This window comes from Arthrobacter sp. PAMC25564, from assembly GCF_004798705.1.
Lineage (GTDB): Bacteria > Actinomycetota > Actinomycetes > Actinomycetales > Micrococcaceae > Arthrobacter.
This window is the reverse complement of the sequence record NZ_CP039290.1, coordinates 2,595,139-2,617,812: the sequence shown is the minus strand read 5'-3', so window position 1 is coordinate 2,617,812 and position 22,674 is coordinate 2,595,139. Positions and strand designations below refer to the sequence as shown.

At 65.2% G+C, this 22,674-nt stretch carries 22 protein-coding genes; 13 read left to right on the top strand and 9 right to left on the bottom strand.

From position 1 onward, the window contains the following. Positions 1-68: 68 nt before the first annotated feature. From E5206_RS12225 to E5206_RS12200, 6 genes are read left to right on the top strand one after another with little or no spacing between them, the layout of a single operon-like run. The gene (locus tag E5206_RS12225; protein ID WP_136322718.1) at positions 69-614 is read left to right on the top strand and encodes a biotin/lipoyl-containing protein; all 546 of its coding nucleotides are present in this window, start codon (positions 69-71) and stop codon (positions 612-614) included. After that, positions 611-1,963 (top strand): biotin carboxylase N-terminal domain-containing protein, encoded by a 1,353-nt coding sequence (locus E5206_RS12220; RefSeq protein ID WP_136322717.1) that lies wholly within the window; start codon positions 611-613, stop codon positions 1,961-1,963. Before E5206_RS12225 ends, E5206_RS12220 begins: the two co-directional genes overlap by 4 nt. Beyond that, entirely contained in the window at positions 1,960-3,450 is a 1,491-nt protein-coding gene (locus tag E5206_RS12215; RefSeq protein WP_136322716.1) for a pyruvate/oxaloacetate carboxyltransferase, read from the top strand. Before E5206_RS12220 ends, E5206_RS12215 begins: the two co-directional genes overlap by 4 nt. Further along, positions 3,447-4,304 carry an HAD hydrolase-like protein gene (locus tag E5206_RS12210; RefSeq protein ID WP_136322715.1) on the top strand — a complete coding sequence of 286 codons (858 nt, stop codon included), beginning with the start codon at positions 3,447-3,449 and terminating at the stop codon, positions 4,302-4,304. Before E5206_RS12215 ends, E5206_RS12210 begins: the two co-directional genes overlap by 4 nt. Further along, complete coding sequence (locus tag E5206_RS12205; protein WP_136322714.1) at positions 4,301-6,184, top strand: PEP-utilizing enzyme; 1,884 nt, start codon at positions 4,301-4,303, stop codon at positions 6,182-6,184. Before E5206_RS12210 ends, E5206_RS12205 begins: the two co-directional genes overlap by 4 nt. A gap of 10 nt (positions 6,185-6,194) precedes the next feature. Then, entirely contained in the window at positions 6,195-7,280 is a 1,086-nt protein-coding gene (locus tag E5206_RS12200) for a PEP/pyruvate-binding domain-containing protein (protein ID WP_136322713.1), read from the top strand. 67 nt (positions 7,281-7,347) lie between these two features. Here E5206_RS12200 and E5206_RS12195 read toward each other — a convergent pair whose 3' ends face one another. The 3 genes from E5206_RS12195 to E5206_RS12185 form a co-directional block, all read right to left on the bottom strand. Next, positions 7,348-8,142: an IclR family transcriptional regulator gene (locus E5206_RS12195; RefSeq protein WP_136322712.1), complete on the bottom strand. Its 795-nt coding sequence runs from the start codon at positions 8,140-8,142 to the stop codon at positions 7,348-7,350. A gap of 102 nt (positions 8,143-8,244) precedes the next feature. Then, positions 8,245-10,395: an elongation factor G-like protein EF-G2 gene (locus E5206_RS12190; RefSeq protein ID WP_136322711.1), complete on the bottom strand. Its 2,151-nt coding sequence runs from the start codon at positions 10,393-10,395 to the stop codon at positions 8,245-8,247. Between the two features lie 62 nt (positions 10,396-10,457). Then, on the bottom strand, positions 10,458-10,934 hold the full coding sequence (locus E5206_RS12185) for a VOC family protein (protein ID WP_136322710.1): 477 nt from the start codon (positions 10,932-10,934) through the stop codon (positions 10,458-10,460). A gap of 161 nt (positions 10,935-11,095) precedes the next feature. Here E5206_RS12185 and E5206_RS12180 point away from each other — a divergent pair, with 161 nt between their 5' ends. Next, entirely contained in the window at positions 11,096-11,533 is a 438-nt protein-coding gene (locus tag E5206_RS12180; protein WP_136322709.1) for a DUF3054 domain-containing protein, read from the top strand. A 75-nt stretch (positions 11,534-11,608) separates the two neighbouring features. Next, the gene (locus tag E5206_RS12175) at positions 11,609-11,890 is read left to right on the top strand and encodes an Lrp/AsnC ligand binding domain-containing protein (RefSeq protein ID WP_136322708.1); all 282 of its coding nucleotides are present in this window, start codon (positions 11,609-11,611) and stop codon (positions 11,888-11,890) included. Between the two features lie 76 nt (positions 11,891-11,966). Here E5206_RS12175 and trpD read toward each other — a convergent pair whose 3' ends face one another. Next, the gene (gene trpD, locus E5206_RS12170) at positions 11,967-13,025 is read right to left on the bottom strand and encodes an anthranilate phosphoribosyltransferase (protein WP_136322707.1); all 1,059 of its coding nucleotides are present in this window, start codon (positions 13,023-13,025) and stop codon (positions 11,967-11,969) included. Between the two features lie 148 nt (positions 13,026-13,173). On the opposite strand from trpD, the gene E5206_RS12165 reads away from it, so the two are divergent. The 4 genes from E5206_RS12165 (at position 13,174) to E5206_RS12150 (ending at position 17,518) form a co-directional block, all read left to right on the top strand. Next, positions 13,174-13,812 (top strand): heme-copper oxidase subunit III, encoded by a 639-nt coding sequence (locus tag E5206_RS12165; RefSeq protein ID WP_205759911.1) that lies wholly within the window; start codon positions 13,174-13,176, stop codon positions 13,810-13,812. Positions 13,813-13,899: 87 nt separating this feature from the next. Further along, positions 13,900-14,688: a c-type cytochrome gene (locus E5206_RS12160; RefSeq protein WP_136322706.1), complete on the top strand. Its 789-nt coding sequence runs from the start codon at positions 13,900-13,902 to the stop codon at positions 14,686-14,688. 102 nt (positions 14,689-14,790) lie between these two features. Further along, positions 14,791-15,861 carry a Rieske 2Fe-2S domain-containing protein gene (locus E5206_RS12155; RefSeq protein ID WP_136322705.1) on the top strand — a complete coding sequence of 357 codons (1,071 nt, stop codon included), beginning with the start codon at positions 14,791-14,793 and terminating at the stop codon, positions 15,859-15,861. After that, entirely contained in the window at positions 15,839-17,518 is a 1,680-nt protein-coding gene (locus E5206_RS12150) for a cytochrome bc complex cytochrome b subunit (protein WP_136322704.1), read from the top strand. Before E5206_RS12155 ends, E5206_RS12150 begins: the two co-directional genes overlap by 23 nt. Positions 17,519-17,613: 95 nt before the next feature. Here E5206_RS12150 and E5206_RS12145 read toward each other — a convergent pair whose 3' ends face one another. After that, the gene (locus E5206_RS12145; RefSeq protein ID WP_136322703.1) at positions 17,614-18,402 is read right to left on the bottom strand and encodes a GntR family transcriptional regulator; all 789 of its coding nucleotides are present in this window, start codon (positions 18,400-18,402) and stop codon (positions 17,614-17,616) included. Positions 18,403-18,572: 170 nt separating this feature from the next. On the opposite strand from E5206_RS12145, the gene E5206_RS12140 reads away from it, so the two are divergent. Then, positions 18,573-18,866, top strand: coding sequence for an HPr family phosphocarrier protein (locus tag E5206_RS12140; RefSeq protein WP_136322702.1), 294 nt, complete (start codon positions 18,573-18,575; stop codon positions 18,864-18,866). A 90-nt stretch (positions 18,867-18,956) separates the two neighbouring features. Here the strand turns inward: E5206_RS12140 and E5206_RS12135 are convergent, their stop codons facing one another. The 4 genes from E5206_RS12135 to E5206_RS12120 form a co-directional block, all read right to left on the bottom strand. Then, on the bottom strand, positions 18,957-19,358 hold the full coding sequence (locus tag E5206_RS12135) for a cytochrome c oxidase subunit 4 (RefSeq protein WP_136322701.1): 402 nt from the start codon (positions 19,356-19,358) through the stop codon (positions 18,957-18,959). Then, the gene (gene ctaD / locus E5206_RS12130; protein WP_136322700.1) at positions 19,355-21,079 is read right to left on the bottom strand and encodes a cytochrome c oxidase subunit I; all 1,725 of its coding nucleotides are present in this window, start codon (positions 21,077-21,079) and stop codon (positions 19,355-19,357) included. Before ctaD ends, E5206_RS12135 begins: the two co-directional genes overlap by 4 nt. A 10-nt stretch (positions 21,080-21,089) precedes the next feature. Further along, on the bottom strand, positions 21,090-21,965 hold the full coding sequence (gene coxB / locus E5206_RS12125) for a cytochrome c oxidase subunit II (protein ID WP_136322699.1): 876 nt from the start codon (positions 21,963-21,965) through the stop codon (positions 21,090-21,092). Positions 21,966-22,164: 199 nt separating this feature from the next. Then, positions 22,165-22,554, bottom strand: a complete 390-nt coding sequence (locus E5206_RS12120; protein WP_136322698.1) for an iron-sulfur cluster assembly accessory protein — start codon at positions 22,552-22,554, stop codon at positions 22,165-22,167. Between the last annotated feature and the right edge of the window lie 120 nt (positions 22,555-22,674).

The window sequence follows — 22,674 nt, the reverse complement described above, 5'->3', positions numbered from 1 at the left end:
GGGAGAAAGTGGCGGACGCCACATTCGGCTTGTTCAACGACGGCAGGCCTGAGAGAGGAAGTACCCACATGGACGTTGACCTGGAGGAGCTCGCTGCGATTATCGAGCAGCTCGATAAAACAGAGTTCACTGATTTTCTTTATGAGAAAGGCTCGCTGCGCCTCCACGTACGCAGGGGCGGATACATTCCGGACAATGCGGCCCAGCACACGGCTGTTGCGGCGGCCGGAACATCTGCGCCTCCGCCCGCAGCGCTGCCCGCTGCCCCGGCAGGTCCGATTTCCGCGGCCCCGGCGGTGGCACCGGCCCCCACCGCTGTGGCGCAGAACGGCCATTCCCCCGCCGTCAGCCCCGGCTCGCTGCCCGATGGGCACCTCCTGGTCACCGCGCCGATGCTCGGCACCTATTACGGGGCACCCAAGCCCGGCGAGCCGGCCTTTGTGAAGGTCGGGGACTCGGTGGCGGCCGATGCGGTGCTGTGCATCGTCGAGGTCATGAAGCTGATGAACTCGGTGACCGCGGGCGCTGCAGGTGAGGTGACCGCCGTCTTCGTCAAGGACGGGGACCTGGTGGAGTTTGAGCAGCCGCTGTTTGCCATCCGGACGGCATCATGAAGCACCGCATCTTTGTCGCGAACCGGGGGGAAATCGCGGTCCGCATCATTGAGGCCTGCGACCGGCTCGGCTACGACACGGTGCTGGGGGTCTCAACGGCGGACAAGGACACCCTGGCTGCCCGGCGCGCAGGCCGCGTCGTCACGCTTGGCGCACCCCGGCCCGCCGACAGCTACCTGAACATGAACGCCGTCGTCCAGGCTGCCATCTCCACCGGGTGCACCGCAGTGCACCCGGGCTACGGCTTCCTCTCCGAACGCCCGGCGTTTGCCGAACTCTGCGCCGAGCACGGCCTGACCTTTGTGGGCCCCTCCCCTGACGCCCTGCGGGCGCTCGGCGACAAGCTGACCGCGCGCCGGCTGGCCGAATCCGTGGATGTTCCCGTCTCCGCCGGCGGCACCGCGACGTCGGCCGGTGAAGTGCAGCAACTGGCTGAGGGCATCGGCTATCCCGTACTCATCAAGGCAGCCCACGGCGGCGGCGGCCGCGGCATGAAGCTCGTGGAAAACTCCGCGGAACTGGCCGAAGCCTGGCAACTGGCCTCGGCCGAGGCCGAAGCATCCTTCGGCGACGGCACCGTGTTCCTCGAGCGTTTCGTCCAGGACGCCAAGCATGTGGAAGTCCAGATCATCGGTGACCGCCACGGCCACCGGGTCCACCTGGGCGAACGCGAATGCTCGGTCCAGTACCGTTACCAGAAAGTGGTTGAAGAGGCACCCTGCACGGTCCTTCCCGAAGCCACCCGGACGCTGCTGTACGAGAGCGCCCTGCGGATCGCAGAGGCCTTGGACTACGTGGGCCTGGGCACCGTGGAATTCCTCTACGACGTCAGCCGCGATTCACTGGCTTTCCTGGAAGTGAACCCGCGCCTGCAGGTGGAACATCCGGTAACGGAAGCCGTCACCGGGGTCGACCTGGTCCGGGAGCAGCTGCTGGTCACCCTCGGCGAACCGCTCTCCTTCACCCAGGCCGACATCCGCCTGCGCGGCCACGCGGTCGAATGCCGGATCACCGCACAGGATCCGGACCATGACCTGCGTCCCTCGCCGGGAACCGTCACCCGCTGGCGGCCCTCGGCAGCGGGAGGCCTCCGGCTTGATTCACACATCTACGAGGGGTACCGGTTCCCGCCCTTCTACGACGCCCTGATGGCCAAGCAGATTGCCTGGGCACCGGACCGGGCGGCCGCCATCGAACGGATGGAACAGGCACTGGCCGCATTCGAGATCGAAGGGGTCACCACCTCCCTTCCCCTGCTGCAGCGGATCCTGGCCCACCCCGTCTACCGGGACAACACGGTCACCACGCACTGGCTGAACGGACTCCTGACGGAGAAGGTGCCCTCATGACCGACATCAAGCTCGTCGACGTCTCCCTCCGGGACGGCAACCAGAGCATCTGGGGCGCCACCGGCGTCACCACGCGCATGGTCGAGGGAGTCGCCCCGCTGCTGGACCAGGTCGGCTACCACGCCCTGGAACTGGTCTCCAGCACCCTCATGGCCACCGCCGTGCGCTACCACCACGAGGATCCGTGGGAGCGGCTGCGCGCCGCCCGGGACCTGATGCCCAACACCCAGCTCGGATTCCTCACCACCGGCAAGCGCTTCATCACCTTCCACCGCACCCCGGACGCGGTCTTCGAACTGGCCTTCCAGCTCCTGGTGCGCAACGGCGTCAAGCGGTTGTGGGTGATCGACCCCATGCATGACATGGAGGGCGCCAAGCGCACCGCCGAAATGGCCAAGCGCGTCGGCTTCGAAGAAGTCATCGGCGGGATCTGCTACACCACCAGCCCCGTCCATACCGATGACTACTTCGCAGCCAAGGCCGCGGAGCTGGACGACTGTGCCGCCATCGACAGCGTCTACCTCAAGGATCCCGCCGGGCTGCTGACCCCGGACCGGCTCAAGAGCCTCGTCCCGCTGCTGCAGTCCAGCCTCACCTCCACCCGGCTGAACGAAATCCACTCCCACAGCACCACCGGACTCTCACCGATCACGGTCCTGGACGCGGCGGACCTGGGTATCGACACCATCCACTGCGCCCTGCCACCGCTGGCCAACGGAAGCTCCCACCCCGAAGCCCAGCGCCTGGTCCACAACCTCCGGGCCCGCGGCCACAGCGTCAACGTGGATCTGGACGCCATGGCGAAGGCCTCGACCTACCTGCAGCGGCAGGGACGGATCAAGAACCTGCCCGTGGGCACCCCGAACGAATATGACGAGGCCTATTACCGGCACACCATCCCCGGCGGGGTACAGTCCACCACGCGGCGGCAGCTCGGCGAGATCCGCCGTGCTGATCTGTTCGACCAGGTGATCGAGGAGTCGGTCCAGGTCCGGGAAGACCTCGGCTGGCCGATCGTGATGACGCCGTTCGCGCAGTACATCGTCACCCAGGCCACACTGAACGTCATCACAGGCGAACGGTACAAACAGCTCTCCGACGAAGTCATCGACCTCCTGCGCGGGGACTTCGGGCCGCTGCCGGGAGCCGTGAACCCCGAGCTGCTGGACCGTGCCATGGCAACCAAGCGCGGGCAACAGCCCGTCAACGACGGCGGCGACATCACCATCGCCGATCTGCGGCGGCGCTTCGGGGCCACGATCAGCGATGAAGAGCTGCTGCTGCGTGCGGTCATGCCCGCCGAGCAGGTCGACACCATGTACGCCGCCAAAAAGAACTCGGCGACGTCGACGCTGCGCCGGCTGCTCGCGGCCGTGAACGACCGCCCATCGACGTACTCGGTGTCCCTCAGCGACGGCACCACCAAATTTTCGTTTCAACGCAGCCCTTCCAACGAAGCGGCCGCCGCACAAGGGGTTACAGCATGAACGACGGAGTCGGAAATTCACGGGCGTGGGTGTTGGACGTCGACGGTTGCCTGATGCGCACCGCCCGTGCCGGCGGCGCCGGCGGGACAGCCATGCCCCGCGCGGGGGAACTGGTGGACGCGCTGCGGCGGGCCGGGCACGCCGTCCTCATCTGCACCAACGCCTCCCAAAAGCCCCCGAGGGAGTACGCCGCGCATCTGCGCTCGGCGGGGATCGATGTCCCGGATGCGGATTTCGTCACCGCCGGCAGCGCGGCAGCGGACTACATTTCCACGCACCACGCCGGGGCCCGTGTGCTGGTGGTGGGCGAGGATGGCCTCGCGGATCCGATCCGGAAGCTGGGACTCGAGCTGGCGGAGCCCGACAGCAAGACCCTTGCCGACGTCGTCGTGGTCGGAGCGGCAAACGGCTACAGCACCCGGCTCCTCAACGCCGCCTGCCTCGCCGTCGACGCCGGTGCGCCGCTGTACACCACCGTCAACGCCCCGTGGTTCCACGGCGGGCTGGGCAAATCCGTCGCCGTCTCCGCAACCATCGCGGCCGCCATCGGGTGGACCACCGGCACCGTGGCCCAGGTCCTGGGCAAGCCCTCCGCCGCGCTGGGGGAAACCCTGCTGCACCGGCTGGGTACCCCCGCGGCTCAGGTCACGGTTGTCGGCGACGCCACCGTCGAAATCGAACTGGCCAGGTCCATGGGTGCCCACAGCGCCCTCGTCCTCTCCGGAGCAACCTCCCCCGGGCTGCTCGCCACACTCGAGGGCGCCGCGCGGCCGGATCTTGCCGTGGCTGACGTCGCCGCACTACTTGAATACCTCACCCCATCCCTTTCACAGTCGCAAGGAGCCAGGTCATGACCGACATCGCAGGAACCACCCCTAAGAGCACCGCCCGCTTCCCGTTCTTCAACGAGGCCACAACACCGGCCGGAGGCGAAGGCTGGGAATCGATGTACCCGTATTACCTCGTCCCCTCCGAGGAAACCACCGAACACGAGAACAAGCAGTTCTGGTTCGCTGACACCATGCACTGGTCCCGCGGCTGCCATCCCTTCGACAGCATCGGCGCGGAAGCCGTGTACCTGGGAGTCGGCACGTTCAGCACCCGGATCTTCGCCCTGCCGGTTTCCCTGGGCCTGGACGTCCGCGTGGTCAACGGCTACGTCTACATCTCACCGCTGGCAGTCGAGGACCCGGCACGCATCCAGGAACGCGTGGCCATCTTCCAGGAGCGCGCCGGCTACTATTACGCCAACTGGGATGAGCTGTACGCAAAGTGGAAGACCAAGATGGAGGGAGCCATCGATTCCCTGCGCACCATCAGCTTCCCGCACCTGACCGAGTACGATCCGGCAGAGGTGGTCAGCGAAGCGCGCGGCCGCTCATCGGCCATGGCGGTCATCGAAAACTACCACCGGCTGATCGACGAATTCTTCTCCATCTGGCAGTACCACTTCGAGTTCCTCAACCTCGGCTACGGCGGCTACATCACCTTCTTCCAGTTCTGCAAGCAGGCCTTCCCCCTCATCAGCGAACAGTCCATCTCCCGGATGGTGGCCGGGGTCGACGTCCTCGCCTTCCGCCCGGACGACGAGCTGCGCAAGCTCGCGGCACTCTCCAATGAACTGGGCCTGAACCCCATCATCACCGGAGACACGGGTGCCGACGCCGTCCTGGCCGCCCTGGCCGAAACCGCGAACGGCCGGACCTGGCTTGCCGCGTTCGAGTCCGCCAAGGACCCCTGGTTCAACTACTTCGCCGAATACGGTTTCACCCACGACCAGGAAACCTGGGCCAGCGACCTCTCCATCCCGCTGCAGGGCATCGCCCGCTACGCCGTGAAGATCGCCGCCGGCGAGGACATCTCCCGGCCGATCGAGCGGCTCCGCTCCGAACGGGACGAGATCGTGGACGAGTACCGCGCCCTGCTCACCGGCGACGAAGCACGCCAGTTCGACGAGCTCCTGGGGCTGGCCCGCAAGGTCTTCCCCTACATCGAAGAACACAACATCTATGTCGAGCACTGGTCCCACAAGATCTTCTGGGAGAAGACCTGGGACCTCGCCCGCTTCCTCGTCGCCGCCGGCTTCCTCGACAACGCGGAGGACATGTTCTACCTCAACCGCTTCGAACTGGACACTGCACTCTTCGACGTCGTGGACTCGTGGGCCATCGGTGTACCAGCCCGCGGCAAGAAGCGCTGGCAGGCCGAGATCGCCCGCCGCCGGCCGATCGTCGCAGCGCTCCAGGCCGCCGGCGCCCCGCCCGCCTACGGCATCCCGCCGCAGCAGGTGACGGACCCGTTCGCCGTGATGAACTACGGCGTCACCACCGAGCGGGTGCAGGACTGGCTCGGCGCCTCCGGCGGAGCCACGGACACGCTCAACGGAATCCCAGGCTCGCTCGGGGTGGTCGAGGGCCCCGTCCGCGTCCTGCGGTCAGAGAAGGACCTCCCCCTCCTCCAGCCCGGCGAAATCCTCGTCGCTCCCATCACCGCGCCCTCGTGGGCCGCGGCCTTCGCGGTGGCTACCGGGGTCATCACCGATATCGGCGGCATGATGTGCCACGCCGCCATCGTCTGCCGTGAATACGGCATTCCCGCCGTCGTGGGCACCGGCTTTGCCACCGCCCGCCTGACCACCGGACAAAGGGTCCGGATCGACGGCAAGGCAGGGACCGTCGTCGTTCTGGAACCCGCAACACCAGCCGACGACGCCACCGCCGTCGCGGCCCTTTAGGAGAACCCAGATGTATATCCACGAATTCAGTGACCCGGATTGCCAGGATGTCCGCGAAGTAGGGGGCAAGGCCGCAGGCCTCGCCCAAATGACGGCGGCCGGGCTGCCCGTCGCCCCGGGTTTCGCCGTCACCGCGGCAGCCTACCGGAGCTACCTCCGGACCGGCGGCCTGCAGGAATTCACCCGCGGGGTGCTCGACGGGCTGGGCAGCAGCCGGGACCAGTCCGCGTTCGACGACGCCGAACGCACCATCACCGAACGGTTCGCCCAAGTGCCGCTGCCCGAAGAGGTCGCGGTCCCGGTCCGCGCGGCGTACGCCAAGCTCTGCGCCGACACCGGCGTGCCGGACATCGCTGTGGCCGTCCGTTCCAGTGCAACCGCGGAGGATTCGGTCGGCGCCAGCTTCGCCGGCGAGTTTGAAACGTGGGTCGACATCGTCGGCGCGGACGCCGTCCTGGCGTACGTGCACAAATGCTACGTCAGCGTCTTCGCCGGGCGCGTGCTCTCCTACCTGGCCGAGAAGGAGATTGACCCACATGCCATCGAGATGGCCGTCGTGGTCCAGAAGACGGTGCGCGCCCGGTCCGCCGGGGTGATGTTCACGCTCAGCCCCACGAGCGGGGACCGGTCCAAAATCGTCATGGAAGCCAGCTGGGGCCTCGGCTTGTCAGTCGTCGGCGGCGAAGTAACACCGGACCGCTTTGTGGTGGACAAGGTGGGACTGGAAATCGCGGACCGCGTCCTGGGAGACAAGATCATCGAATACCGCCGCGGTGACGCGCCGGTCGACGTCCCGGCCGACCGCCGGCAAACCCTCTGCCTGCAGGACGAGGAGGTGGTGGCACTGGCCGCGCTGGGAAAGAAGCTGGAGAAAATGCATCAGGCACCACAGGACATCGAGTTTGCGGTGGATGAGGAACTGCCCGAAGGCAGCAACCTGATCCTGCTCCAATGCCGCCCGGAAACCGTCTGGTCCCATGCGGTCCGCAAGCCGGCCTTCGACGCCGCGGCCGGGATGATGTCCTGGATTACGGGAAGCATCTCCGGAGCAACTGCCGCGCCGGCGCACGCGCACGACGCCTCCCACCAGCACTAGGTCGTTCAACACTCTGGACGCTGTGAGCCGGTCCGGTCATCCACCAAGGTGACCGGACCGGCTTTCACTATGAAGAGAACGACGCCGTTTCCCGCTGGGGCGGGGCCAGCTTCAGCGCTGACTCAACCGTTGAGGCCGCCACGCGCAACGCGTCGACATACCGGAGCATGTCCGCCCGGCGGAACCGGATGCTGGGAGTCGCCGTCGTCAGGGCGGCAACGGGCTTACCGCCGGCATCATTAACGCTGACGCCCAGGCCGATCACGCCTTGCTCCGTCTCCTCGAAATTGGTGGCGAACTCCGCGCGTCGGATCTTGGTCATGCTTCTTTTCAGCATCGCCAAGGAAGTGATCCTGCTTGTGGGCCAGGCCTGCAGACCGTCCCGGTAGAGCTCATCGAGTTCGGCGCTGCTGAGCCGGGCCAGCATGGCTTTCCCCCCGGCAGAAACGAAGGCGGGCATCTGAGCGCCCACCAGCATCCCGACCCGCAGGGTGGCGTCCGATTCAATCCCGTCGATGAACTGGATGTTGCCGCCCCGAAGCACCATAAGTTGCACCGTTTCCGCCACCGCCGCATGCAAGGTCTCCAGCGCGCCGCGTGCACGTTCCCGGAGCACCTGGACCGTGAAGGCCTCTCCCACATGGTCCGAGAGCGCCGGCCCTGGACGGTAGCGGCGCTCGCTGTCCTGGACGCAGAAGCCCCGAAACGCCAGCGCCGAGAGCAACCGATGAGCCGTGGAAGGAGCAACATGGAGATACTCCGCGGCGGCCTTCACGGAGATCGGTCCCTCCGCCCGCATCAGGAGAACGAGCAGAAGGGCACGGTCGACGGACTCGACCGGAGAAGCGGCAAGATTGCGCATGATGGAATTATCACATGCATGTTCTGTTCCACGGAATGGGGTGCGGGTGGGTTGCCCGCGCCGTCTGAGATCTGGATCAAGCCTTCATGGCGGCACCGCGGTTCAGGGCACCGGTTCATGCCGCAGGTAGCTCCGGCGGAAGCGCCCGCTGCCCGCGGTCAGCGCCCGCAGCTCGATCCCGTAACGCAACAGCTCCTGGTCCGGAACTTCGGCAGTGATCTCGGTGAGGTCTCCCCCGGCGGACGATGTTCCCGTCAGGCGTCCACGTCGGGAGGACAAATCGCTCATCACCGGTCCCACGTAGTCGTCCGAAACGCTGATGGTCACGGCCGAGACCGGTTCCAACAGCTGGATGCGGGTCGCGGCGGCGGCCTCCCGCAGGGCCAGCGCCCCGGCAGCCTGGAATGCCGCATCGGAGGAGTCAACGCTGTGCGTCTTGCCGCCCACCAGCGTGACGCGGATGTCGACGACGGGAAATCCGGCGGCCACCCCTTTCTGCAGCTGCGTCCGCACTCCCTTCTCCACCGAAGTGATGAAGGGCCCGGGAATCACCCCGCCTACGGTCCTGTCGACGAACTCGAACCCGGCACCCCGGTCGAGAGGCTCGACCAGGATGTCGCAGACGGCGTATTGGCCGTGGCCTCCGGATTGTTTGACGAACCGTCCGTGGCCCGCCGCCGCGGCGGTGAAAGTCTCCCGCAGGGGCGTCACCACGTCCACGGTATGCAGGTTCACGCCCTGGTCGCGCAGTGTGCGCAGGACCACTTCGGCGTGCGCCTCGCCCATGCACCACAGGATCAGCTGGTGGGTTTCGGAGTTGCGTTCCACCCGGAGCGTCGGGTCCCCGGCGGTGACCTTGCCAAGGCTCCTGGCCAAGGCGTCCTCATCACCGTGCGACGCCGCTTCGATCGCAACCGGCATCAGCGGCTCGGGCATGTCCCAGGGGACGATCAGCAGCGGCAACTCCTTCGCCGAGATGGTGTCTCCGGTCTCGGCGGTCCCCAGTTTGGTGAGCGCGCCGATGTCGCCGGCCACGCAGTACGGAACCGGACGCAGGCCGGCTCCCAACGGGGAATAGAGGTGCGTGACCCGCTCGTCAGTGTCATGGTCCTCGTGGCCCCGGTCAGACAAGCCGTGGCCGCCCACATGCACGGACGTGTCCTCCCGCAGCGTGCCGGAAAAGACCCTCACCAGGCAGACGCGCCCGAGGAAAGGGTCGATCGTGGTGCGCACCACCTCGCCAAGCAGCGGCCCGGCGGGATCACAGCCCGGCTGGCCGGCCGGTGCCCCGGCAAGGTCGGTCACGGCCGGCAGCTCCCGCTCGACGGGAGACGGGAACGCGCGGGTCAGCACCTCCAGCAGTTCCGCCAGCCCGACGCCGGTCTCTGACGAGGCGGCCAGCACCGGATAAAATGACCCGCGGGCGACGGCCGTCTCCAGGTCCCGGATCAGGATTTCGGCCGCGATCACTTCGCCACCGAGATACCGGTCCAGCAGCGTCTCGTCCTCGCTCTCGGCAATGATCCCTTCGATGAGCGCACCCCGGGCGGATTCTGACGCCGCGCGTTCGACGTCGTCCGCGTCCCGGTGGGCCGGCGTCGCAGCTGCCGGATCCTGGTGCGAAACGGTGCCCGACAGCAGCCCCAATAATCCGGTCACCGCAGCACCGGCGCGGACCGGAAGGTAAATCGGCAACACCGAGTCCCCGAAGGCAGCCTGGCATCGGGCGAGGGCGGCGTCGAAATCCGCCCGGGGGTGGTCCAGGCGGCTGATCACCACCGCCCGCGGCAGTCCGAGCCGCTCACACTCCCCCCACAGGGCGGTCGTCGCGGCATCGATGTCGTCAATCGCGGACACGACGAACAACGCCGCGTCCGCCGCCCGCAGCCCGGCGCGGAGCTCGCCGATAAAATCCGTGTAGCCCGGGGTGTCGATCAGGTTCACTTTGACCCCGTCGACGACCACCGGAACCACTGAGAACGACACCGAACGTTGTTGGTGGATTGCGGACGGGTCCGAGTCACTCACGGTGGTGCCGTCGGCGATGGAGCCCTTGCGGGAAATCGCGCCGGTCGCGGCGAGCAGCGCCTCGGTCAGCATCGTCTTTCCGGATCCCGACCGCCCCACCAGCGCAACGTTGCGGATTTCTTCCGGCCGCTGCGGAGGCGCGAGGCCGGCCGCGTCGGCACGCCGGAGCTCAGACGCTCCCCGGCCGGGACTCTTCGCCGGGACCTTCGGAGCTTTCGTGGCCATGATGACCTCCAGGGTTCGTATCCGTCATCCGTCTTCGCTGTTCGCAGGCTCTCAGGGCGTTCTCAGGAACCGTCATACGCCCGCTGCAACGCGGCAATATCCAGTTTCCGCATCCCGAGCATCGCCTGCATGGCACGTTGCGCGCCGTCGGGATCCGGCCCACCGACCAGTTGGCCCAACACCGACGGGATGACCTGCCAGGACACGCCATACCTGTCCTTGAGCCAGCCGCAGCGGCTTTCCGTCCCGCCGTCGGTCAGCGCCGACCAATACCGGTCCACTTCCTTCTGCGAGGCACAGCCAATGACGAAGGACACCGCCTCGTTGAAGCTGAAGGCCGGTCCCCCGTTCAGGGCCGTGAAGGTCCGGCCGTCGATTTCGAACTGGACGGTGATGGCCTGCCCCGCGGGTCCGGGTCCGCCGTCTCCATAGCGCGCCACGTTGAGCACCCTGGATCCGTCAAACACGGACACATAGAATTCGGCAGCTTCCTCGGCCTGGGTATCAAACCACAGGCACGTGGTGATCTTCTCTGTCACGGATGACCTCAACTCTTCTCGCACCTGCCGCCGGGGTGGGCCCGACGGCGATCCCGGGTCTGGCCCCGAGCCTAGTCCGCCGTGATTCGCCACACAACGGCGGATGGACTCCCGGCCCGAACGGGGGCAGCCCGCCGGCGTACCCCGATAGGCTTGGACTCATGCCTTCGTCGACACCCCCGGTCCCCCGTCCGTCCACCGGCCACCGGCCACGGTCCACAAGCAAGGGTTCCGCACTGCTGGCCGCGGCCGCCGATGCGGTGCTGATCCTGGCCTTCGCCGCCATCGGCCGGGACGCCCACCAGCGCGGGGAGGTCATCACCGGCGTCCTTGCCACCGCCTGGCCGTTCCTCGCCGGAGCCGCCGTGGCGTGGCTCGGCCTGCGGCTGTGGCGCGCTCCACTGGCACTGTGGCCCGCCGGCGTCACCGTCTGGCTGGGAACGGTAGCCGTCGGCATGCTCCTGAGGGCAGTCACCGGGCAGACCGTGGTGCTGCCTTTCATCATCGTGGCGCTGATCAGCCTGGCGGTGTTCCTGCTCGGCTACCGCTTGGCGGTGGCAGGGTTGCGGCGGCTCCGGACGCGCCGCGGGCAGGCCTGATGTATTAGGCTTGCAAGCACATGGCACGGTCCGGAGGGGCCGGCAACGGCGCAACAGATCCGGAAAGGTTCACACGTGGTCACCGCTATCGTCCTGATCAAAACAGAGGCTTCCCGTATCCCCGAGACCGCGGAAGAAATCTCCGCCATCCAGGGGATCAGCGAGGTCTATTCGGTGACGGGCGAATGGGACCTGATCGCCATCGCCCGGGTGGCCCGGCATGAGGACCTTGCGGACGTCATCGCCGACAAGCTCTCCAAGGTTCCAGCCGTAGTGCATACCACCACCCAGATCGCGTTCCGGGCCTACTCGCAGCACGACCTCGACGCGGCCTTCGCCCTCGGTTTCGAGCAGTAACGCCACGACAAAGCGGGGCCCGGCAGATGCCGGGCCCCGCTTTTTCGTCGCATTCCTGAGCAGATCCGGGCTTGAGTCAGCTCCGCGAAAGGGCAACCCAACGATCCAGGACGGCGGCCGCCGCGCCGGAGGCAACAGATTCCTCGGCCCGCTTCATCGCCGCTGTCATGCGCTCGGTGAGCGTCCCGACGGCGTCCAGGTCGAAGGCCACCAGGCCGGCTGCGGCGTTCAGCAGGGCGGCATCGCGTGCCGGGCCCGGGGCACCGGACAGGACAGCGCGGACGACGGCGGCGTTCGCCACGGCGTCGCCGCCCCGCAGTTCGTCCAGCGTCGCCTGGCGGATCCCCAGCTCGCGCGGATCAAAGACGGACTCGACGACCTCGCCGTTGCGGATTTCCCAGACGTGCGAAGGGCCGGTGGTGGTCAGTTCGTCGAGGCCGTCGTTGCCACGGAACACGAGTCCCCGGCTGCCGCGCTTGGCCAGTACTCCTGCCACCAGCGGCGCCATCTGTTCGTTGGCCACGCCGACCGCGGAGGCCTGCACATTCGCGGGGTTGATCATGGGGCCCAGGAAGTTGAAGGCAGTCGGCACGCCGAGTTCGCGGCGCGCGACGGCGGCATGCCGCATGGAAGGGTGGAACACCTGGGCGAAGCAGAAGGTGATTCCGGCCTCCTCCGCGTTACGGGCCACACGCGGAATCGGCAGGTCCAGGCGCACGCCCAGGGCTTCCAGCACGTCGGCGGACCCGGACGTGGACGATGCCGCACGGTTCCCGTGCTTAACCACCTTCGCCCCCGCGCCGGCGGAAATCAGCGCGGCCATGGTGGAGATATTCACGGTGTTCTGCTGGTCCCCGCCGGTTCCGACGATGTCCAGCTTCTCGCCGGCAATCTCAATGGGGTTGGCGTTGGCGATCATTGCCTCGACCAGTCCTGCCAGTTCGTCCACGGTCTCGCCCTTGGAGCGAAGCGCCACCAGGAAGCCGGCGACCTGTGCGGGGCTGGCCTCACCGGACATGATCGAGTTCATGGCCCACTCGGTATTGCCGGCGGTGAGGTCCGTACCGTTAATGAGGGCGTTGATGAGCCGCGGCCAGGTGTTGCCTGCCGCCTGTGCAGATGCCTGAGAAGTCACGTTCTGATGCTATCGAGGTGGGTGCCGCAATGACCAATCTGAACGGGGGCGGGAACTTTTCCGCGCGAATTCGCGTCTTTGTAGAAAAAGTCCCCTCAAAACGCGTTTTGCGTTGGGCACCGGGGAGTTTTATAGACATAATGTCTATGTGACATCTGCGACCCATGCCCCCAGTACCCCGGCGCACCCGACGCTGAATCGCCCGAACATGGTTTCTGTTGGAACCGTCGTCTGGCTCTCCAGTGAGTTGATGTTCTTCGCCGGTCTCTTCGCCATGTACTTCACACTCCGTTCGACTTCCGGACAGATGTGGGCCGAGGAGACAGCCAAGCTCAACTTCCCCTTTGCGCTCGTTAACACCATCGTCCTTGTGGCAAGTTCCTTTACCTGCCAGATGGGCGTCTTCGCCGCTGAGCGGCTCCAGCCGCGCCGGAGCGGAGGACCCCTGAGCTTCACCCGGTGGGGAATGAACGAATGGTTCACCCTCACCTTCCTCATGGGTGCCTTCTTCGTTGCCGGCCAGTCGACGGAGTACGCCATGCTCGTTTCCGAGCATGTCTCGCTCTCCTCCAACGCTTATGGCTCGGCGTTCTACATAACGACGGGCTTCCACGGCCTGCACGTTATCGGCGGCCTGGTTGCCTTCCTGCTCATCATCGGCCGCTCCTTCGCTGCAAAGAAGTTCGGCCACTTTGAGGCAACCTCAGCGATTGTCACCTCGTACTACTGGCACTTTGTGGACGTCGTGTGGATCGGCCTCTTCCTGGTCATCTACGTCCTCAAGTAGCCACGACTTGACTCTTTTTCTACAAGAGGCAGAATTTCAAGAATCGGCTCCAGGAGCCAACGCAGGATCGAAAAAAGGAACCACCACGTGAAGGCACTCTCGCAGAAGCGACGTCACCCACTGGCAGCAATTGCATTGCTGCTGATGGGCCTCCTGGTCACTGGTGGGCTGTATGCCGTTGCCACAACCGTCAATCAGGCCAAGGCCGACACCACCAGCTCCACCGCAAGCGACGTAGAGGAAGGCGGCAAGCTCTTTGCCGCCAACTGCGCCACGTGCCACGGCATGGGTGCCAGCGGCTCCAAAGACGGACCCTCCCTGGTCGGCGTCGGCGCAGCCGCCGTTGACTTCCAGGTCGGCACCGGACGCATGCCCATGCAGATGAACGGCCCGCAGGCCAACAAGAAGCCCGCCCAGTTCAATGAGCAGCAGACCAGCCAGCTGGCCGCTTACGTGGCTACGCTCGGCCCCGGCCCGTCGATTCCGGAAGCGGGTCTCCTTGATGAGAAGGGCGACGCCGCAAAGGGCGGCGAGCTCTTCCGGACGAACTGCGCCATGTGCCACAACGCTGCTGCCGCGGGCGGCGCACTTACCCGGGGCAAGTTCGCCCCGGCCCTTGCGGGTGTCAGCGGCACGCACATCTACGAAGCGATGGTTACCGGCCCCCAGAACATGCCGGTCTTCAGCAACGCCAATATCTCCCCCGAGGGGAAGCGCGACATCATCACGTTCCTGAAGCAGATCGAAACCAACGGTTCACCCGGTGGCGCCGACCTGGGAGCTTTGGGTCCTGTATCCGAAGGTCTGTTTGTCTGGATTGCCGGCCTGGGCGTCATCATCGCCTTCACCATCTGGCTGACATCCCGGACGTCCTGACGGACCCTGTTGCACCTGTAAGAATTTTCTGCTGACCCGTCAGCAGTTTGAATTGAAAGCTAACTCGGCGTATGTCGAGACGAGAGAGGGATGAGGCGAATTATGGGCAACCATAGTGACGGCAGTCCGAACCACTCGGGCACCGTAGCTACGGCTGGTCAGAATGAGGTGGAGAAGTTCCAGGATCCTGGAATTCCCCCGCATCGTTTGCGCCTGGCTGACACGGACCCGAGGGCCGCGAAGAAAGCAGAACGGCAGGTAGCCCTTCTTTTCGGGATTTCGGTCGTTGGCACCCTGATTTTCCTGGTGGCGTACTTTGCCATCGATCTGGGAGACGACTCCTCGATCGGGACCATCCGGTTGCAGAATGCGCTGCTGGGCATCGGCACCGCCTTTGCCATGCTGGGCATCGGCACCGGCATTGTCCACTGGGCCAAGGCCCTCATGCCGGACCATGAGGTCTCGGAAGAGCGCCATGCCATCCGTACTGAGGAAGACCGGCTGGCCGCCGTCCGCATTGTCGATGACATTGTGGAGGAAACCGGCATCAAGCGCCGGCCGCTGATCCGCAACACGCTGCTTGGCGCCATGGCGCTGGCTCCCCTGCCGGCGCTGGCCGTCTTCGGAGACCTTGGTCCCCGCCCGGACGACAAGCTTGCGCACACCATGTGGGCACCGCAGGGTGGCAAGCTCAAGCGGCTCACCCGCGACCCCGATGGCACCCCCATCAAGGCCACAGACGTCACCATCGGCTCCGCCTTCCACGTCATCCCGGAAGGACTCAACGAGCTGCAGGAGGGCAAGCTGAACGAAAAGGCCAAGGCCGTCGTCCTGCTCATGCGTCTCAACCCGGAATCCCTCAAGCCTTCCGCGGGCCGCGAGGACTGGAGCTACAACGGCATCGTTGCCTACTCCAAGATCTGCACCCACGTGGGCTGCCCTGTTGCCCTGTACGAGCAGCAAACCCACCATCTGCTGTGCCCGTGCCACCAGTCAACCTTCGACCTGACCCAGGAATGCAAGGTTATCTTCGGCCCGGCCAGCCGGCCCCTCCCCCAGCTGCCCATCGCGGTAGACGCAGAGGGCTACCTGGTCGCTACCAGCGACTTCCATGAACCTGTTGGACCGAGCTACTGGGAGCGTGATGAGCATGAGCGCACCGTCAACAGCTGAAGCCCCCACCTTCGTCGCCAAGACTAAAGGTGGCCGTATAACCGACTTCGTCGACGAGCGTGTCGGTGGATCCGGAATTCTCCGTGAATTTGGCCGTAAGGTCTTCCCGGACCACTGGTCTTTCATGTTCGGTGAAGTGGCACTGTACTCCTTCGTCATCCTGCTCCTTTCGGGCACGTTCCTGACCTTCTTCTTCGATCCGTCCATGGCGGAGACCCACTATGCGGGCTCCTACACGCCGCTGAAGAACGTCGAAATGTCCGTCGCCTACAGTTCCTCGCTGAACATCTCCTTCGATGTCCGCGGCGGCCTGTTCATGCGCCAGGTCCACCACTGGTCGGCCCTGCTGTTCGTGGCTTCGGTGTCCGTTCACATGCTGCGCGTCTTCTTCACCGGCGCCTTCCGCAAGCCCCGCGAAATGAACTGGGTGGTGGGCGGCGTCCTGCTGATCCTCTCGATGGCCGCCGGCTTCACCGGTTACTCGCTCCCCGATGACCTGCTCTCCGGCAACGGCCTGCGCATCATCGACGGCGTCATCAAGTCCATCCCGGTGATCGGCACGTACATCTCGTTCTTCCTCTTCGGCGGAGAATTCCCCGGCACCGCCATCATCGGCCGCCTGTACATGCTCCACATCCTGCTGGTTCCCGCACTCATCCTCCTGATGATCGTGCTCCACCTGTTCATGGTGGTCGTGCACAAGCACACGCAGTACCCCGGCCCCGGACGTAACGACGGCAATGTCGTCGGCTACCCCCTCGGCCCGGTCTACGCAGCCAAGGCCGGCGGATTCTTCTTCATCGTCTTCGGCGTGATCGCCCTGATGGCCGGGTTCTTCACGATCAACCCGATCTGGAACTACGGCCCCTACGATCCCTCCCCCGTCTCCGCAGGAACCCAGCCTGACTGGTACATCGGCTTCGTCGACGGTGCCTTGCGCCTGATGGCGGGTACGTTCGGCGACTGGCACGTCGAGCAGCTGTGGTTCGGTCACGTCTTCACTTTCAACGTGCTGCTGCCGGCCCTGGTGCCTGCGGGGATCCTCTTCACCGTGATGTTCACCTACCCGTGGATCGAACGCTGGATCACCAAGGACAACCGCGAGCACCACGTCCTGGACCGTCCGCGCAACGCCCCGACCCGTACCGCCATCGGAGCAGCCGGTTTCACCTGGTACTGCGTCATGTGGGCCGCGGCCGGCTCGGACCTGATCGCCACGCACTTCCACGTCGCGCTGAATGATGTGACGTACTGGCTGCGGGCCCTGTTCTTCGTCGGCCCGATCCTCGCCTTCATCGTGACGAAGCGCGTTGCGCTGGCGTTGCAGCGCAAGGACCGCGAGATCGCCCTCCATGGCCGCGAAACCGGCCGTATCGTGCGCCTGCCGCACGGTGAGTTCATCGAGGTCCACGCCCCGCTGGACGAGTACAAGCGCTACAAGCTGATCGGCTTCGAATCCCCGGTTCCGCTGCCTGAGGTACCCAATGAGCACGGCATCGTGGACCGGAAGGAGAAGCGCCGCGCGAAGCTCTCACGCTTCTTCTTCGAGGACCGGGTAGCCCCGGCAACCCCGGCCGAACTTGAGGCGGCCCATGGCCACCACGGCGGCCACGAGGCTGTTGAGTCTGCAGGGTCCCAGAAGACCCTCAGCCACTAAACGGCTCCACTGCCTCACCACAGAAGGCCCGGTCCCTCAGGACCGGGCCTTCTGCGTGTCCAGGCCTTCTGGACACCAGACCCCGTGTTGCTTCCTTAGGGGCGGTACCCGGAGGCGTAGTTGCGGGTCGGCCTGATGCCGGGACGCTGCAGCGGCACCCAGAGTTTGTACCGGTCGGCACGGTAGTAGGACACCGAGTAGTCGACCATTGCCCTGGCAACAAAGGCGTGCCGCTGGATCTTCAGGAGCGGGGAGCCGACGTCGACGTTAAGCAGCCGCGCCGTTGAGGGTGACGCAGCCGTGGCCTCGATCATGTCCTCGCCCCACTCCATCACGAGGCCGTAGCGTTCGCTGAGCACGTTGTAGAGCGAGGTGGGCGGCTCGCCGTCGAGCAGGCCGGGCACACGGTGGGCCGGGATGAAATTCTCGTCCACGCTCATGGGCTCGTTGTCGGCCAGCAGGAGGCGCCGGAACCGGACGAGGGGCGTCCCCTCGTCCAGCTGTAGTTCGCGGGCCAGGAAGGCGCTGGCGCCGATCTGTTCGAAGCTGAGGACTTTTGCCGCCGGGACCATGCCGCGGCGCTGCATTTCCTCACTGTAGGAGGTCAGCTTGACCTGGAGATCCAGCTTTGGCTTCCGGACAAAGGTGCCCAGACCCACGACCCGCTCGATGACCTCCTCCCCTACGAGGGCGTCGATGGCCTGCCGGACAGTCATCCGGGCAAGCCCGAACCGTTCCGAAAGGTCCCGCTCGGACGGGAGTGCCGAGCCCGGCGGGCAGGAAGTCGCGATGTGGGTGCGGAGGATTTCGCGCAGCTGGACGTAGATGGGCGTGCCATTCTGCCGGTCGATCTCACCGGCCATCCGCGAGGCGTTAGAACCCATGTGCGGCCCTGGAGAATTCGTTCATATATCAAGGGTAGGCCACCACCGGCAGAGGTCTAGACCACCCTGAGGACATGGTTCGTCCGGCGTCCCGCCCCCGGCTACGCTTTAAGGTACGCACGGACGGCGGCAGTTCCGCCGGATAATCCCGTGAGAACAAAGGAGTTCCATTGCCAGTTCGGAAGGCAATCGTCCAGGCGGCCGTCGGCCTCCATGCCCGCCCGGCGGCGGTGTTTGTCCGGGCCGTCACCGAGACGGGGCTGCCGGTCACCATCAGCAAGGACGGCAAGCCGGGCGTCGATGCACGTTCCCTGCTGGAGGTCATGACCGAGGACTTCTACTATGGCTGCGAAGTCGAACTCGCCGTGGCACCCGACGCCGTGCCGGACCGCTACACCCTCACCGACGCGGAGAGAGCCCTCGAACTCCTCTGTTCCGTGTTGGAGTCCGCACAGGCCCGCTAGCAGGCAGCACAAACGACGGCGGGCCCCACCGGATGGTGGGGCCCGCCGTCGTTTGTCGCAATATCTATCCGGGCTGCTTCCTAGCGGATGCTAGTGCGCGTGGTCGCCGCGGCTGTACTCGTAGACCCAGCCGACCAGGGCGACGACCGCGAGGCCGCCGGCGATGAAAACGATCCAGAATCCAACGGCCATTCCGAGGAACCCGCCGGCGCAGGCGAGACCCAGGACCAGCGGCCACCAGCTCCACGGGCTGAAGTGGCCCTGTTCGCCGGAGCCTTCGTGGATCTCGGCGTCCATCCGGTCCTCGGGACGCATGCCGACGCGCTTGCCGGTATAACCAAGGTAGGCGCCGATCATGCCGGAGAGGGCGGCTACCAGCAGGAGGGCCAGGGTCCCCACCCACTCAGTCCAGTGCGTCAGGAATCCGTAGACCACGGCGACCGGGACGAAGAACAGGGGTCCGCCTCCAAAAATCCATGATTCAATCCTCATTTGGAGTTGTCCTTCTGATCGGCGTTACCGAGCACCGCCGCTGCCGGGGCAGGAGACTCAACGGTGTGCGACTGGGCAAGCTCTGGATGGTGGAGGTCCAGGGCGGGGCGCTCCGAACGGATGCGCGGCAGGGAGGTGAAGTTGTGGCGCGGCGGCGGGCAGGACGTGGCCCACTCCAGCGAAGCGCCGAAGCCCCACGGGTCGTCAACTTCCACGCGCTCGTTGCTGCGCCAGGTGATGTACACGTTCCAGAAGAACGGGATCATCGAAGCGCCAAGCAGGAAGGAGGAGTAGGTGGAGAACTGGTTCATCCAGGTGAAGTTATCCTCCGGCAGGTAGTCCGCGTAGCGACGGGGCATACCCTCAACGCCGAGCCAGTGCTGGATCAGGAAGGTGCCGTGGAAACCGAGGAACAGCATCCAGAAGTGGATCTTGCCGAGGCGTTCGTTGAGCATCTTGCCGGTCCACTTGGGCCACCAGAAGTAGAAGCCGGCAAACATCGCGAAGACCACGGTGCCGAACACCACGTAGTGGAAGTGGGCCACCACGAAGTATGAGTCCGAGACGTGGAAGTCGAGCGGCGGTGATGCCAGGATGATGCCGGTCAGGCCGCCGAAGAGGAAGGTGGCCAGGAAGCCGATGCTCCAGAGCATGGGGGTTTCGAAGGTGATCGAGCCCCGCCACATGGTGCCGATCCAGTTGAAGAACTTCACGCCCGTAGGCACGGCGATCAGCATGGTCATGAAGGAGAAGAACGGCAGCAGCACCGAGCCGGTGACATACATGTGGTGGGCCCACACGGTGACGGACAGCGCGGCAATGGAGATCGTGGCGTAAACCAGGCCCTTGTAGCCGAAGATCGGCTTGCGGCTGAAGACCGGGAAGATTTCCGACACGATGCCGAAGAACGGCAGCGCAATGATGTACACCTCGGGGTGGCCGAAGAACCAGAACAGGTGCTGCCAGAGGACGGCTCCGCCGTTTTCGGGGTCGAAGATATGCGCACCGAAGCGGCGGTCCGCCCCGAGGGCGAAGAGTGCCGCGGCCAGCGGCGGGAATGCCATCAGGACCAGGATGGACGTGACCAGTGCGTTCCAGGTGAAGATCGGCATCCGCCACATGGTCATGCCCGGGGCGCGCATGCAGATGATCGTGGTGATGAAGTTGACCGCACCCAGGATGGTGCCGAAGCCCGAGAGCGCCAGGCCGAAGACCCACAAGTCGCCGCCGATACCGGGGCTGAATGTTGTGTTGGACAGCGGCGCGTACGCGAACCAGCCGAACGACGCCGCACCCTGCGGGGTGATGAAGCCGGAGACGGCGATGGTGGAACCGAAGAGGAAGAACCAGAAGGCCAGTGCGTTCAGCCGCGGGAAGGCGACGTCGGGTGCGCCGATCTGCAGCGGCATGATCACGTTGGTGAAGCCGGCGAACAGCGGCGTCGCGAACATCAGCAGCATCACGGTGCCGTGCATCGTGAACAGCTGGTTGTACTGCTCCTTGGTCTGCAGGATCTGCATGCCGGGCTCGAAGAGTTCGGCGCGGATCAGCAGCGCCATGATGCCGCCGAAGCAGAAGAACACGAAGGACGCGATCAGGTACATGTACCCGATGGTCTTGTGGTCGGTGGAGGTAATCCAGTTGACGACGATGCGCCCCTTGGATTTGGGCACTACGGGAGCCTCAAGGGTCCCGGCGGATTGAGTGTAGGTGGTTGCCACGTCGCTCGCCTTACTTTGTTACGTTCAGCAGGTCGGGGTTGCGGTCGTACTCATCACCGAGCAGGCCGGTGTTGCCGTCCTGGCGAAGCTTGTCCAGGTGCGCATTGAACTCCGATTCGGAGACAACCTTGACGCGGAAAAGCATTTCGGAGTGGTATTCGCCACAGAGTTCGGCGCACTTGCCGTCATAGGTGCCCTCTTTGGTGGGGGTGAACCTGATGTAGTTGGTCTTGCCGGGGATCATGTCCCGCTTCTGCAGGAAGGCAGGAACCCAGAAGGAGTGGATCACGTCGCGGGAGTTGAGCTCCAGGTCGACGGACTTGTTCACCGGCAGGTAGAGCGTCGGCAGCTTTTCCTTGTCGATGTCTGAACCGGTGAGGTGGGCCTGGACGCCGGCTTCGTGTACATCTCCGGTGACGACGTCACCCTTCTTGTAGTTGAAGTCCCATGCCCACTGCTTGCCGCGGACGTCTACCACGACGTCGGCCGGCTTGGAGCGGTCATCAATCGACTGCTGGTCGCGGTCGGTGAAGTAGAAGAACACCAGGACCATGAACACCGGGATCGTGAGGTAGAAAACCTCAAGGGGCAGGTTAAAGCTGTTCTGGCGGGGGAAACCTACGGTGCCCTTCCGCCGCCGGTAAGCGACGATGCACCAGATCATCAGGCCCCACGTAATGATGCCGACGACCAGCGCGGCGATCCATGAGTTGACCCAGAGGTCCATGATGCGGTCAGTGTTACTGGTGGTGCCACGCTCAGTGGGCAACCACCCCTTCTGTACCTCTGGTGAACATCCAGTCAAAGCCAACGCGCCGGCTAGTGCCAAGCCAGTGATCGTAGTGATCTGTTTGCGTCGGCTGCCGGTTCGGTTCTGCGAACTCACAGACGGCCCTTCCTACTTGTTGCTGTCGCCCGGTCCCGCCTGTGGCGGTCCGGGCACACTAAAAGTTTTACTACTCGGTGTAGAGCTTACCGCTCCCCCGGAGTTTTCGCCCGCATGTCCGCGCAGTGCGTCGGGACCTTTTTGCGCGGCCCGTTCGTTGACGGTTCTGCGGCACTAAGGCCGGGCAGTTTGCCCGGCCTTAGTGGAAGGAATCACCGCATGCACAGGAGCCGCCGGCGTTCGGATTGTCAATGGTGAAGCCCTGCTTGGAGATGGTGTCCTCGAAGTCGATGCTGGCACCGCTGAGGTAAGGGACACTCATCTTGTCCACGACGACTTCAACGCCGTCGTAGTCGCGGACGGCGTCTCCGTCCAGGATCCTCTCGTCGAAGTAGAGCTGGTAGATCAGGCCGGAGCAACCGCCCGGCTGCACGGCGACGCGGAGGCGCAGATCGGTGCGGCCTTCCTGCTCCAGGAGGCTGCGGACCTTGCCGGCGGCGACGTCAGTGAGCTTGACCTCGTGGGTGGCCAGCTCCCCGGCCGCCGTGGCGGTGGTGTCGGCGCTGTTTTCATTGGTTGTAGTGCTCATGGCCTACCTTCTGACGACGGTGGTGGCGGCACCGCTTTCACGGCGCCCGCCCTTATGCGGTATGGGCTATAGCTACATGCTACGTCGATCAGCCCTGTAGCTATAACTCCTGACGTAACC

Coding starts and splice junctions, on each gene's coding strand:
- E5206_RS12225 (WP_136322718.1), top strand. CDS start 69: ATGGACGTTGACCTGGAGGAGCTCGCTGCGATTATCGAGCAGCTCGAT.
- E5206_RS12220 (WP_136322717.1), top strand. CDS start 611: ATGAAGCACCGCATCTTTGTCGCGAACCGGGGGGAAATCGCGGTCCGC.
- E5206_RS12215 (WP_136322716.1), top strand. CDS start 1,960: ATGACCGACATCAAGCTCGTCGACGTCTCCCTCCGGGACGGCAACCAG.
- E5206_RS12210 (WP_136322715.1), top strand. CDS start 3,447: ATGAACGACGGAGTCGGAAATTCACGGGCGTGGGTGTTGGACGTCGAC.
- E5206_RS12205 (WP_136322714.1), top strand. CDS start 4,301: ATGACCGACATCGCAGGAACCACCCCTAAGAGCACCGCCCGCTTCCCG.
- E5206_RS12200 (WP_136322713.1), top strand. CDS start 6,195: ATGTATATCCACGAATTCAGTGACCCGGATTGCCAGGATGTCCGCGAA.
- E5206_RS12195 (WP_136322712.1), bottom strand. CDS start 8,142: ATGCGCAATCTTGCCGCTTCTCCGGTCGAGTCCGTCGACCGTGCCCTT.
- E5206_RS12190 (WP_136322711.1), bottom strand. CDS start 10,395: ATGGCCACGAAAGCTCCGAAGGTCCCGGCGAAGAGTCCCGGCCGGGGA.
- E5206_RS12180 (WP_136322709.1), top strand. CDS start 11,096: ATGCCTTCGTCGACACCCCCGGTCCCCCGTCCGTCCACCGGCCACCGG.
- E5206_RS12155 (WP_136322705.1), top strand. CDS start 14,791: ATGGGCAACCATAGTGACGGCAGTCCGAACCACTCGGGCACCGTAGCT.
- E5206_RS12150 (WP_136322704.1), top strand. CDS start 15,839: ATGAGCGCACCGTCAACAGCTGAAGCCCCCACCTTCGTCGCCAAGACT.
- E5206_RS12145 (WP_136322703.1), bottom strand. CDS start 18,402: ATGGGTTCTAACGCCTCGCGGATGGCCGGTGAGATCGACCGGCAGAAT.
- E5206_RS12135 (WP_136322701.1), bottom strand. CDS start 19,358: ATGAGGATTGAATCATGGATTTTTGGAGGCGGACCCCTGTTCTTCGTC.
- E5206_RS12120 (WP_136322698.1), bottom strand. CDS start 22,554: ATGAGCACTACAACCAATGAAAACAGCGCCGACACCACCGCCACGGCG.